12 protein-coding genes are annotated in these 13049 nt (G+C 56.2%); 9 read left to right on the forward strand and 3 right to left on the reverse strand.

Annotated features, from left to right (window positions below):
* The first annotated feature begins 333 nt into the window (after positions 1-333).
* The 4 genes from istA to RSE16_11985 all read left to right on the forward strand — a co-directional run bounded on the left by istA (position 334) and on the right by RSE16_11985 (position 4091).
* Entirely contained in the window at positions 334-1872 is a 1539-nt protein-coding gene (istA, locus tag RSE16_11970) for an IS21 family transposase (GenBank protein WRH75417.1), read from the forward strand.
* Complete coding sequence (gene istB / locus RSE16_11975) at positions 1862-2641, forward strand: IS21-like element helper ATPase IstB (GenBank protein WRH75418.1); 780 nt, start codon at positions 1862-1864, stop codon at positions 2639-2641. Before istA ends, istB begins: the two co-directional genes overlap by 11 nt.
* A gap of 106 nt (positions 2642-2747) precedes the next feature.
* Positions 2748-3095 (forward strand): hypothetical protein, encoded by a 348-nt coding sequence (locus RSE16_11980; GenBank protein WRH77352.1) that lies wholly within the window; start codon positions 2748-2750, stop codon positions 3093-3095.
* Between the two features lie 27 nt (positions 3096-3122).
* Positions 3123-4091 (forward strand): 5'/3'-nucleotidase SurE, encoded by a 969-nt coding sequence (locus RSE16_11985; protein WRH75419.1) that lies wholly within the window; start codon positions 3123-3125, stop codon positions 4089-4091.
* A 16-nt stretch (positions 4092-4107) separates the two neighbouring features.
* Here the strand turns inward: RSE16_11985 and RSE16_11990 are convergent, their stop codons facing one another.
* Both RSE16_11990 and RSE16_11995 read right to left on the reverse strand, forming a co-directional pair.
* Positions 4108-4671, reverse strand: coding sequence for a hypothetical protein (locus tag RSE16_11990; GenBank protein WRH75420.1), 564 nt, complete (start codon positions 4669-4671; stop codon positions 4108-4110).
* Between the two features lie 328 nt (positions 4672-4999).
* The gene (locus RSE16_11995; GenBank protein ID WRH75421.1) at positions 5000-6667 is read right to left on the reverse strand and encodes an MFS transporter; all 1668 of its coding nucleotides are present in this window, start codon (positions 6665-6667) and stop codon (positions 5000-5002) included.
* Positions 6668-6866: 199 nt separating this feature from the next.
* Here RSE16_11995 and RSE16_12000 point away from each other — a divergent pair, with 199 nt between their 5' ends.
* Together RSE16_12000 and RSE16_12005 are read left to right on the forward strand one after the other, a co-directional pair.
* Positions 6867-7250 carry a hypothetical protein gene (locus RSE16_12000; protein WRH75422.1) on the forward strand — a complete coding sequence of 128 codons (384 nt, stop codon included), beginning with the start codon at positions 6867-6869 and terminating at the stop codon, positions 7248-7250.
* A gap of 4 nt (positions 7251-7254) precedes the next feature.
* Positions 7255-7812 (forward strand): hypothetical protein, encoded by a 558-nt coding sequence (locus RSE16_12005; GenBank protein WRH75423.1) that lies wholly within the window; start codon positions 7255-7257, stop codon positions 7810-7812.
* Between the two features lie 523 nt (positions 7813-8335).
* Here RSE16_12005 and RSE16_12010 read toward each other — a convergent pair.
* A complete protein-coding gene (locus RSE16_12010; GenBank protein ID WRH75424.1) occupies positions 8336-9055 on the reverse strand; it encodes a polysaccharide biosynthesis/export family protein in 720 nt (239 codons plus the stop codon).
* Between the two features lie 142 nt (positions 9056-9197).
* Between RSE16_12010 and wecB the strand changes: the two genes are divergently transcribed.
* From wecB to RSE16_12025, 3 genes are all read left to right on the forward strand, one after another.
* Positions 9198-10328: a UDP-N-acetylglucosamine 2-epimerase (non-hydrolyzing) gene (gene wecB, locus RSE16_12015; protein ID WRH75425.1), complete on the forward strand. Its 1131-nt coding sequence runs from the start codon at positions 9198-9200 to the stop codon at positions 10326-10328.
* Positions 10315-11613, forward strand: coding sequence for a UDP-N-acetyl-D-mannosamine dehydrogenase (gene wecC / locus RSE16_12020; GenBank protein ID WRH75426.1), 1299 nt, complete (start codon positions 10315-10317; stop codon positions 11611-11613). Before wecB ends, wecC begins: the two co-directional genes overlap by 14 nt.
* Before the next feature lie 66 nt (positions 11614-11679).
* Positions 11680-12981 (forward strand): UDP-glucose/GDP-mannose dehydrogenase family protein, encoded by a 1302-nt coding sequence (locus RSE16_12025; GenBank protein WRH75427.1) that lies wholly within the window; start codon positions 11680-11682, stop codon positions 12979-12981.
* Positions 12982-13049: the final 68 nt, after the last annotated feature.

Raw genomic sequence — 13049 nt, forward strand, 5'->3', positions numbered from 1 at the left:
AACTCCTAAAGGCGCCCGCATCGACGTGCGCCGCCCTTCGCATTCGCAATTGTTGGGACATTTAAGCTGCGCGGCAGCCACTTGAGGTGCTGGTCGATGCGACCAAACGGCTCTCCAGCCACTTGTCGAGTTCGGCGCGTCGATAACGAACGGCGCCACCCAGTTTGACATATAGAGGCCCTTCTCCTGTGAGCCGGAAACGCTCCAGGGTGGGCTTGGAGTGTTGATTGTCGTTGAGAAGTGACCCGTTAGGGGCATAAGTTTTCACTGAGATTTGACCCATGTTTGAACCACACCCTGACCGACCGGTTGGGGGGATGAGGAGTGATCAACATGGATTTATTGAGTGTGATACGTCGCTGGCGTTTTCGGCAAGGGATGCCGATCCGTGAGATTGTACGGCGGACAGGATTGTCGCGGAACACGATCCGCAAGTATTTACGTGCAGACACGTTAGAACCGGTATTCAGGGCCTCTGTTCGGCCGAGCAAGCTTGATCCGTTTGCAGAGAAGCTGTCGGGGTGGCTGCGGATTGAGGTTGGCAAGTCGCGAAAGCAGAAGCGCACAGCCAAGCAGATGCACGCTGATCTTGTGGTATTGGGCTATGACGGTTCCTACGAGCGGGTTGCAGCCTTTGTGCGCGCTTGGAAGGCTGAACGCCAACGCGAGCAGCAGACCAGCGGACGCGGCACTTTTGTGCCCTTGGTGTTTGCGGCGGGTGAAGCCTTCCAGTTCGACTGGAGCGAAGACTGGGCCATTATAGGTGGCAGGCAGACCAAGTTGCAGGTAGCGCATACCAAGCTATCATACAGCCGAGCGTTCATTGTTCGGGCATATCCACTTCAGACCCACGAGATGCTGTTCGACGCGCTTGCTGAGGCGTTCAGGGTGCTGGGCGGTGTTCCCCAGCGGGGTATTTTTGATAATATGAGGACGGCGGTCGATCGCATTGGCCGGGGCAAAGTCAGACAGGTCAATGCGCGCTTTGCCGCTATGGCGAGCCATTACCTGTTCGAAGCAGACTTCTGTAACCCGGCCTCGGGGTGGGAGAAAGGACAGGTCGAGAAGAACGTGCAGGATGCGCGGCGGCGGCTGTGGCAGCCCCTTAGTGCCTCTGGGCCCAGCTTCCCCGATATCGATGCCCTGAACGCTTGGCTGGAGGAACATTGCATTGCGCAATGGGGGCATATCAAGCACGGTAGCCTGCCTGGTACCGTGGCTGATGTGCATGCCGAGGAAGTCGCCAGCTTGATGCCGCAGGGCCGTATCTTCGACGGCTTTGTCGAACACAGCAAGCGGGTATCCCCGACCTGCCTCGTGAACTTTGACCGTAACCGTTATAGCGTGCCGGCATCGTTTGCGAACCAGCGGGTGAGCCTGCGGATATACCCGAACCGGGTCGTTGTTGTTGCCGAAGGGCAGATCGTGTGCGAGCATGTTCGGATTATTGAGCGCTCGCACCATATGCCCGGCCAAACGGTGTATGACTGGCGCCACTATCTGGCAGTAATCCAACGCAAGCCCGGTGCCTTGCGTAACGGGGCACCCTTCACCGAACTGCCGCAAGCGTTCCGGCAGTTGCAAGGGCTGATCCTCAAGCGGCCTGGCGGCGACAGGGAGATGGCCGAGATACTGGCGCTTGTGCTGCATCATGATGAGCAGGCAGTGCTATGCGCGGTCGAGCTTGCCCTTGATGCTGGGGTGGCGACCAAGACCCATGTTCTCAATATCCTGCATCGTTTGACCGATGGCAAAGCTATCCCGCCAACCCCTATAGATGCACCACAGGCTTTGCGCCTTGCGCGCGAGCCTCTAGCCAATGTCGGGCGCTACGATGCCCTCCGGAACAAGGAGGCGCGTCATGCGTCATGATCCCGCCAGCGCCGCGATCGTGGTCATGCTACGCGGCCTCAAGATGTACGGCATGGCTGGCGCCGTCAGCGACCTGATCGAACAGGGTGCCCCTGCGTTCGAAGCGGCTGTGCCGATCCTCTCGCAGCTGCTCAAGGCGGAGATGACCGAACGTGAGGTCAGATCCATCGCTTACCACATTAAGGCAGCCCGGTTCCCGGCCTACAAGGATCTGGCCGGGTTCGACTTTGCAGCCAGCGAGGTGAATGAAGCCCTCATCCGTCAACTCCATCGTGGAGATTTTATAGACGGTGCCGACAATATCGTACTGATCGGCGGTCCCGGGACAGGTAAAAGCCACATGGCTACAGCGCTTGGCGTGCAGGCTGTTGAGCATCACCGCAAAAAGGTCCGCTTCTTCTCCACGGTTGATCTGGTCAATGCGCTGGAACAGGAAAAGGCTATGAATAAAGCTGGCCAGGTTGCCGAGCGCCTGCTGCGCCTTGATCTCGTCATTCTCGACGAGTTAGGCTATCTGCCGTTCAGTCCATCAGGCGGCGCGCTGCTGTTCCATCTGCTCTCCAAGCTTTATGAGCAGACCAGCGTCATCATCACCACCAATCTATCGTTCAGCGAATGGGGCGGTGTGTTCGGTGATGCCAAGATGACGACCGCTTTGCTCGATCGACTTACGCACCACTGCCACATCCTTGAGACCGGGAATGACAGCTTCCGCTTCCGCGCCAGTGCCGCAGCGCCCAAAAACAGAAAGGAAAAACCAACCTCTTGACCCAAAACCCGCAACGCGGGATATACCAACCACCCGGGTCACTTCTCAGTGAAAATAACGGGTCACTTCTCAACGACAATCAACATTCAGTGGTGCAATCGAACAGATCAGGGCAAATTTCACGCCCAAACATGCGGCTACCTTTGCCGTCGACTATCGCTTCCCGCGCTTTTCCTTCGGGCAATTGCGCGCGAACATGAACCTCGATACGGCAGGGAATTATTACGCGAACGGCACCGTCAACTTTAAAGCCGAGAAGGCGATGCTCCTTGGTGGCCGTGTGACGCTGGGTGACATCAGCTTCCTCGACAATGATCTGGAGTTTGCTCTGTGGGGCAAAAATCTGACCAACACGCGCTATAATCTGTTTGATTTCCGCGTTGCCGGCCGAAATACGGCCACGCAATATAATGATCCGCGCACATATGGTTTTGAAATGCGTGCGCGTTTCTAACGGACGTTGAAGAGCAAGGGGTTTCCGATGAAGACATGGATTTGCGGATTGGTGGCGATTGCCATCGCATCGTCACCGGCTCAGGCTGAAAACATCCTGATCACCAATGACGACGGCCTGACCAGCAACCTGAAGGCGCTTTATACCGCACTGAAGGCCCAAGGTCATGACGTGATCGTCTCTGTTCCCTGTCAGGGTCAGAGCGGCATGGGTGCTGCCATCAAATTCATGCGGCCATTGGGCCCCCTTGCCACAAATTGCCTGAATGACGCCGCGAAGGCCGGTGATCCCGGCGTTGGCCCGATGACCCGGACGGGCTTTGAAACCGACTTTCACTATGTCGACGGAACGCCCGTAATGGCAACATTATATGGCCTCGACGTGCTGGCACAGGCACGGTGGGGCAAAATGCCCGACCTTGTCATTTCCGGACCGAATGAAGGCCGCAATGTCGGGACAATGATCGTGTCGTCGGGAACGGTCAGCAATGTTCAATATTCGACGGCACGCGGCGTGCCTTCGATCGCCGTGAGCGCGGGTACCAACAGCGTGGACAACGCAAAACTGGCCAACCCCAATTCGGCACTTGTCGCGGAACGGACCGCTGAGTTGGTAGGGAAGCTGTTTGCGAACAAAGCTAAGGGCGCTTTGCTGCCGACGGGGATCGCCCTCAATATCAACCTGCCTGATGATGTTGCCAAGGCCAAATGGAAAGCGACACGCATCGGCAGTTACGAGATTTATGATATCCGCTTTACCGCCGACATGGGAAAAAGCGAGGCGGCCGCGGCCTTTGGCCTTGGAGGCGTGCACAAGCCAGGAATGGTATTGGGCTTCAACAAAACCCCTCCCCGCGCTGACCAATCGGATGACGAGGCCGGTGTTTCCCTGACCCACATCTCCATCAGTGCTGTTCAGATTGGGTATGAACCTGGCGCGCGGCAAAACCCGGATAAATGGCTGCGCAGGCTTATAAAGAAGCTGGACGGGAAATAGGCAGCCGCCACTATACCTATTCGTCCATCTCCCGCTTCACTCTGGCCTCACCCATCTGGCGTTCATGCAGAGTGATCCGTTGCGCTTTTGTCCAACCTCGTGCGATCGCCGCAAGCCTTTGATCACGCGCCGGATGGGTCGGCGTTTCCCAATTCTGGGCATATTCAGATGCAACGAGCTGCGCCTCCTGCAGCGTAGCCCCCATACGATAAATCAGAAATCCGGAAAACTCGTCCGCCTCCAATTCACGGACTTTGAAATTCTGGTCATATTCGAAGATATGGCCAAGCAAATGGTGCCCAATTTCATGCAGAATTACAGAAATTTGTGACCATTTGGGCGAGCCATAGCTGCTTATTTCGCGAATGAAGGCCGGATTATAGTAAATCACTCGATGCCCGCGCTCATCCATCGTTGCCAGTGCATTTGGAATGCGTGCTGCCTGTTGCACGAAATTGCGGGTTAGGCCGGCATGCTCCATGATGTGGTCGATAACAGCGTCGACGCTGTTATCGTCATGGTCGACCGGCTCCAGCCTTTCGCCAGAATCCGGTTTTCCAGCATGATCAAATGCCAGCATCTGTGGTGGCTGTTGGGCCTGTGCGAACGATGCCCATGGAAACCCTGCGCAACAAACCGCCAGTAGCAGCAACCGCACAATAGACGGCATTGCGACATATGAGAGCAACGGGCGAGGGTTCACCACAAATTGCCCATGCGAACTTGACCCGAAGCTTTTCATTGTTAGCTCGAGGCTATCTCAGCCAGCGTCCGATACTAACAATTATCGAAGCCAATCCGGCACCATCGGGACCGTCCGTTCCCATCCGCTGGGGCGCGCTCAAGGCACAGCATTGCAAAAACGGGAGACCATCGCGGCCGCCCGATTTTGAGCGATCTAGGCCTTATCAGCTGTCGATATTGCGCCGGAATGTTTCAGGCAGGAACATCAAGCCAATCACCACCGTCACGCCGGCAACGATGATCGGGTACCAAAGGCCATAATAAATGTCCCCTGTGGCAGCCACCATCGCAAAGGCCGTAGTGGGCAGAAATCCGCCGAACCAGCCATTGCCAATATGATAGGGCAGCGACATTGCTGTGTAGCGGATACGCGTCGGGAAGAGTTCGACGAGCAGCGCGGCAATCGGGCCGTAAACGGCGGTCACCAGCAGCACCAAATATGTCAGAATCGCGATGACAACCGGCGTGTTAATCTCATCGGGATTGGCCTTAGAAGGATATCCTGCTTTGGCTAGTGCGGCTCTCGCCTCGTCTTGGAATTTAGCGATCGCAGCCTTGCGTTCATCGCCATTCACCTTCGCCGGATCGGGCGCTATCAAAACAGTATTGCCGATGCGGATCTGGGCAACAGTGCCCGCGGGTGCCTCAACCTTGCTATAGCTGATCCCACCCTTGGCGAGGAAGGATTTCGCAATATCGCAGCTCTTGCTGTCAAACTTGTTCCTGCCAACGGGGTCAAACTGGACCGAACATTCATTATCATTGACGACAACGCTGACCGGGGCAGTTGTCTGTGCCTTGGCAAGCGCAGGGTTGGCTGCTTCCGTAAGGGCGTGGAATGCCGGGAAATAGGTGAAAGCCGCCAGTGCGCACCCCGCCAAGATGATCGGCTTGCGGCCAATCTTATCCGACAGCCAGCCGAAAAAGACGAAGAATGGCGTGCCAATTGCCAGCGCAATTGCGATCAGGATGTTGGTGGTCGCACCATCGACCATCAACATTTTTTCAAGGAAGAACAGCGCGTAGAACTGACCCGTATACCAGACGACGGCTTGACCGGCGACGGCACCAAGCAAAGCGATCAAGACAAAGCGGCCGTTTTTCCAGTTACCAAATGCCTCCGAAATCGGGGCTTTGGAAGAGGTCCCCTCTTCTTTCATCTTTTGAAAGACGGGGCTTTCCTGCAATTGCATGCGGATCCATAGCGAAACGCCGAGAAGCAACACGGAAATAAGAAACGGCACGCGCCAGCCCCAATCCTTGAAAGCATCCTCGCCGATCAGCGTCCGGGTTCCGATCACCACAAGCAGCGCAGCGAAAAGGCCTAGCGTTGCCGTGGTCTGGATGAAACTGGTGTAAAGCCCGCGTTTGTGATTGGGCGCATGCTCTGCAACATAGGTCGCAGCACCGCCATATTCACCGCCCAGCGCCAAGCCTTGAAGCAAGCGTAGTAGGACGAGCATGATCGGCGCAGCGACGCCGATGCTGGCATAGTTGGGCAGGATACCGACTGTGAAGGTCGCAAAGCCCATCAGGCCCATTGTCACCAGAAAGGTATATTTGCGGCCAACAAGGTCGCCAAGGCGTCCAAATACCAGCGCGCCAAAGGGGCGCACCGCAAATCCCGCAGCAAAAGCGCCGAGCGCAAAGATGAATCCGGTCGTTTCATTCACGCCCGAGAAAAACTGCGCAGAAATTACAGTGGCTAAAAGGCCATAAAGATAGAAATCATACCATTCGAAAACCGTACCCAAGGACGAGGCCAGGATGACTTTCTTTTCGCCTCCTGTGGCCGCGTGATGCTTGGGCATGGCGTCATTAATCGTAGCCATTGCTATTCCCCCACTCTCGGTCATTCATTCCAGAAAATATGTCGTGCGGCAAGTTTACACGATCACACTTGCCATCCGCCACATTCACCTGCCTATGTTCCGGGTGACAATAGTCGGCGTTAGCAAAGCCCTCCAGTTCCGCTTCGCGTCACCGACCGAAATCCAAGAAGCGTGAGGCACGCAGGTACAAACAATCAAAGTGGATATGATTTCGCTGGTTTTGAATAAATCCTGCCGCAAGGTGAAAATTGATCAAGTAAAACAGCTTTTGGTGGCGGAGAATATGCCAAGGTTCATCAACTTTCTTGTCAGTCTGCGCCGCCTGCCTCCTTTATCCGAACTGTCCGGAGACGAAGAGCGCATGCTTTTCGAACTGCGCCTGTTGTGGGAACGACAGGGGAGCCTCTCAGTGGCGGATGTTTACGACCTGGTAAGCGCGCAATCGGCCACCACCTCTTACCGGCAGTTGATGGCGTTAAAAAACCAAGGGCTTGTTGATGTCCGCGTGACCGACGAAGATCGTCGCAAACGGGCAGTGACCTTTACGCAGTCTGCAGAGAAGCTGTTTTCAGCTCTCGGATAAGCGGATGCATAAGCCGCAATTTCGAACCTTCGCCACGGCGGGGATGTTTGCCGTCCTCTACGTCATCTTGTTTCATGTTTCCGACCTTATTTTAGGCAATGTTCATTTTGGAGGCTTCGCCAGCCTCCTCTTCCTTCCCGCATTCATTCGTTTGCTGGGTTATCTTATGGTTGGCCCATGGATCGTTCCCGGGCTTTTTCTGGCATCATGCTGGCTGGTCTTTACCGGCGCCTATGACATTGCACCGGGAAATGACGTTGAACATCTGGTCAGCGCAGCCACTGCAATCGGCGGCCCATTGGGCGTCGCCGTGGCAGCTCGCGTGGCGAGACTTGAGACCAATCTCGCCAATTTGACGCCCCTGCGATTATTGGCTCTTTCCTTTGCTTGCTCTGCCGGCAATGCGCTATTCTATTATGCAAGCCTTCGGTTGACCAGTCTGGGCGCAGGGCCGGCCTCATCGATTTTCGCTATATTCGCCGGTGACATGCTAGGAACGTGGATGATCATCTATTTGATCAAGCTGGCGGTGGATTTTCTTCCGTCGCGCCTCCGGCGATAACCACATCCTGGCCGCATCGCTCGCCTGTTTAACCGCGAAATAGTCTCATTTTGGAAGCAATTTGACGGCCGGCTGTAATATGCTAGGGCGGCGTCCTACCCGATGATGCTTGTTTTTATGCAGCATCTATCCTGCCCGGCGTCTCGACAGCGCCGGGCTTTTTCCGCCGGTTCAGATTTCCGCTGCCATCGGCCCGGCTAAAATGCTCAGTCGATCATCCACCCTTGGCGCATGTCTTTGCGCATTACACGACCGCAGCCGACACATTCGGATACATGCTGACGCCCGTCGTGACGCGCGCGACGTTTGGATCGCTTATGGTAACCCAAGTTACACAATATCATTCGGCGCAATATTTGCATGAACACCCCCCAATGGGTTAGGAGCATGCACATTCAATTCATAATTGAAAACATTTAACGCTAATCATATCGGCACAATAGAACATCTATCACGCCCATTATGGCGGGATGACGGCACACTGACGATCAGCTCCAGTCGCGGCGAACTGGCTATGTAGAGATCAATTGTTGTTCTGCAGCGCGATGATCAACGGCGTCGTCAAAAGAGGCACGACCTGCAGGGCATCGCGGAACAGGCGACGGGCCTGCGAATCACCAACGACGATCACGTCATTGGCGAAAACTTCAGGATCGCCATAATTGCCGCGGCGTATCGCCTTCAGGTCATAAAGCGCCGCCAGTTGCTGGCCCTTGACCGTGCGAAAAATGACCACATCCTCCAACTTTGCAAATTCCGCCGTACCTTCTGCGGTCGCAACCGCGCGCATCAGCGTCATCTTGCCAATTACCGGATAAAGGCCGGGTCGCTTGACCTGACCGTCCACCGTGATGACCTGGCTGACCGTTTCCTTAAGGTTCACCGTAACTTGCGGATCCCGCACATAGCGCGAACGCAACCGCGCTTCGATCTCTTCCTCTACCTCGGCGGGCGTGCGGCCGGCCGCCTCAATTATGCCGGCAAGAGGGAAGGATATGCGACCACTCGCGTCGGTCTGAACCTCTTTCTTGCTCAGTTCCTCAATGCCAAAAACGTCGATCATCAGCTTGTCGAACGGACCAATAAGATAGGGCCGCGATTCACCCAGAAGATCCGAACGATCAGGCACCGGCAATTCGCTGCCTTGCAATACTGTTACGTTCGACGCCCCGCCAAGCTGTCCCGAGCCGGCGCATCCAGCCAAAAGCGATAGAGCAAGCAAAGGCAAAGCGATCTTTTTCATCAATCCGTTCCTGTATATGATATGGTGTTCTGCTAGACGATAGCACAATCAGGTTCCAGCATGTTTTTCACTGCAAAGCTTTTACAGTTACTGAATCGTCGCTTTAGTATGAATTTAAGATCAGTAAGCCTAATGTTTGGCCATGGCTGAACTTCCCAAGATCCTTGTCATATTCGGAACCCGTCCCGAAGCTATCAAGCTGTTTCCGGTGATCCACAAACTGCAAGAGCACAGCGATGTGCAGACGCGGGTGTTAGTCACAGGGCAGCATAGGCAGATGCTCGATCAAGTCCTCGATATTGGGGAAATCCAGCCTGACCATGATCTTGACGTCATGGCACCCAACCAGACGCTGGACGCGCTGACGGCCCGGCTGCTGACCGGCATCGGCGCGGTGCTGGACATCGAACGCCCTGCCCGCGTGATTGTTCAGGGCGACACGGCAACCGCAATGGTGGGGGCACTTGCCGCCTATTACCGCCAGATCCCTGTCAGCCATGTCGAGGCGGGTCTGCGCAGCCACAATATCTATCAGCCCTGGCCCGAAGAGGTGAACCGCAAAATTATCGGCACCATTGCCGACCAGCATTTTGCGCCGACCCATGTATCCGCCGATGCGCTCCGTGCCGAAGCAGTGGCGCCGGAGAATATCCACATCACAGGCAATAGCGTGATCGACGCCTTGCATTGGGTCACCGACAAGATCGCGCGACAACCCGACCTCGCTTGCGATCTGGCGGAGATAGAAGAGCGATTTGAGGGCAAACGGATCATAGGCGTCACCACCCATCGGCGTGAAAATTTTGGTGACGGTATGGAAGATATCGCTGCCGCCTTGCTCGAAATCGCGGCCCGCGACGACGTTGCGATCATCTTTCCGGTGCATATGAATCCTAATGTTCGCAAAGTGATGGATGCCAAACTTGGCAATCACCCTCGCATTGCAATGATCGAACCACTGGATTACCCACATTTCGCACGTTTGCTCTCGATCAGCCATATCATGCTATCCGACAGCGGCGGTGTGCAAGAAGAAGCCCCGGCACTGGGCAAGCCCGTTTTGGTGATGCGCGAGACAACCGAACGCCCCGAAGGCGTTACTGCAGGCACCGCAAAACTTGTCGGAACTGACAAAAACCGAATCATTTCCGAAATATTCACGCTTCTCGACGATGAAGCCGCATATTCAAACATGGCGCGCGCGCACAATCCGTTCGGCGACGGGCAGGCTGCGCACAAAATAGCAGGATTGGTGGCCAATGCTTGTCGATAGGAAACCCGATGTTTGCGTCATGGGGCTGGGCTATATCGGCCTGCCTACCGCAGCTGTCATAGCAAGATCGGGATGCCGGGTTCTCGGCGTCGATGTGAACAGCAATATAGTCGATACAATCAACCGCGGCGAAATCCATATTGAGGAAGTCGATCTGGATGGCCTGGTGCAGGGCGTCGTCCAACGCAAGTTATTGCGCGCATCCACGATGGTTGAACCGGCGGATGTATTCGTCATAGCCGTGCCGACACCCTGTGGTGATGATCATGCGCCCGATATCAGCTATGTTCTGGCCGCAGCCACCAGCATCGCGGCCGTGCTGAAAACCGGCGATACGGTGATCGTCGAATCCACCTCCCCCGTTGGCACCACCGACCGGGTGAAAGACCTGATCGCAAAGCTGCGGCCTGACCTCAAGGTTCCCAGCGTTACGGCGGATACGCCCGATGTCGCCATCGCGTATTGCCCAGAGCGCGTCCTTCCCGGAAAGATCCTTGAAGAACTGATTTCCAATGACCGCTCGATCGGCGGCATCACACCGCGCTGCGCCCGCAAGGCGCTGACCTTTTACAAGCGGTTCGTGCGCGGCGAGTGTGTTACTACCGATGCCCGTTCGGCAGAGATGACCAAGCTGGTCGAAAACGCCTTTCGCGACGTCAACATTGCCTTTGCGAACGAACTGTCGATCGTCGCTGACCAGATGGGGCTGGACGTGTGGGAGGTGATCCGCCTCGCCAACCGTCATCCGCGTGTCAACATTCTCCAGCCGGGCCCCGGCGTCGGCGGCCATTGTATCGCCGTGGACCCTTGGTTCATCGTCCATGGGGCGCCCGACCATACACCGCTGATCCGCGCTGCGCGGGAAGTGAATGACGGCAAGGTTGACCATGTCATCGCACAGGCGAACGCCTTGATAGAGGCTAATCCTGCCAAGACCATTGGTCTGCTGGGGCTTGCTTTCAAGGCCAATATCGATGATTTCCGCGAGAGCCCGGCGAAGAAGGTGGCGACAGCGCTTGCGCAAAAATATGGCGCCCGCATCCGCATTGTCGAGCCTTATGCAGCCGCCCTGCCTGTTGAATTTGAAGGCTCAGGCGCACAGTTGACCGACATTGACAGCGCATTGCAGGACTGCGGTATACTGATCGCGCTGGTCGATCATGACGCGTTCAAAGCAATTCCGCTGGCCGAAAGGCGCGAGAAGCTGGTTTACGATACGCGCGGCATCTGGCCCGACCAGCCAGTGATGGCCATCGAAACCGCCTCGCTACGGCTGGCCAGCTAGCGCACTTGCCGCACTTTCCCGCAGCGTCTAAACGCCGGGCTCAATATATCTTGCGGGGAAGCATCCATGAAAATCGCGATGATCGGCTCGGGCTATGTTGGTCTGGTGTCAGGGGCTTGTTTTGCCGATTTTGGTCATGATGTTGTCTGTGTTGACAAGGATCAGGGCAAGATCGACCGGCTGAACGCCAATGTGATGCCGATCTATGAGCCGGGGCTGGATGCACTGGTGAAGAGCAATGTCGATGCCGGGCGCTTGAGTTTTTCGACAGAACTGGCCAGCGCGGTAAAGGGTTGCGACGCGGTGTTCATTGCGGTCGGCACGCCTTCACGCCGCGGCGATGGCCATGCCGATCTGAGCTATGTCTATGCTGCGGCAAGAGAGATTGGCGCTGCGATCGATCCCAAGACGGTGGTCGTCACCAAATCGACCGTGCCCGTCGGCACAGGCGATGAGGTGGAGCGGATCATCCGCGAGGTGCGCCCTGACCTTGAATTTGCCGTTGTCTCCAACCCCGAATTCTTGCGCGAAGGTGCGGCAATCGGCGATTTCAAACGGCCTGACCGGATCGTTGTCGGCACCGATGTGGAATGGGCCCGCGATGTGATGCGCGCGGTCTACCGTCCGCTTTTCTTGAACGAATCGCCGATCCTGTTCACCAGCCGGGCCTCATCCGAACTGATCAAATATGCCGCTAATGCCTTTTTGGCGACGAAGATCACCTTCATCAATGAAATGGCTGATCTGTGCGAGAAACTGGGCGCTGATGTGCAGGATGTCTCGCGCGGGATCGGGCTGGATGGCCGCATTGGCGCAAAGTTCCTGCACGCAGGGCCGGGCTATGGCGGCAGTTGCTTCCCCAAGGATACGCTCGCGCTTTTGAAGACCGCGCAGGACAATGACACGCCGGTGCGGATTGTAGAGGCGGTGGTGCAGGCAAATGATTTGAGGAAGCGCGCGATGGGCCGCAAGATCGTCAATGCGCTGGGCGGTGATGCGCGCGGCAAGAAAGTCGCGCTTCTGGGTCTCACCTTCAAACCCAATACCGATGATATGCGCGATGCGCCGTCGATTGCGATTGTACAGACGCTGATAGATGCCGGTGCCAAGATCAGCGCGCATGATCCCGAAGGCATGGCGGAAGCCGCCAAGATCATGCCCGAGGTCAGCATGACTGAAAGTGCCTATGCTGCAGCACAAGGTGCCGATGCGATTGCCATTGTCACCGAATGGGATGCCTATCGCGCGCTTGACCTTGCCAAGCTCAAGGCCGCAATGACGGGCGATGTTCTTGTCGACCTGCGCAACATCTACCGCCCCGAAGAAGGCGCTAAGGCAGGGTTTGATTATTATAGCGTGGGGCGTTGAGGCGAAAGCAGGGCTTGATCACATCCAAGTCATAACTTCTTGCACCTCAGCGCGGCTTGGCCAATTGA

It is taken from the genome of Sphingobium sp., assembly GCA_035196065.1.
In the GTDB taxonomy this organism is placed as follows: Bacteria; Pseudomonadota; Alphaproteobacteria; order Sphingomonadales; family Sphingomonadaceae; genus Sphingorhabdus_B; species Sphingorhabdus_B rara.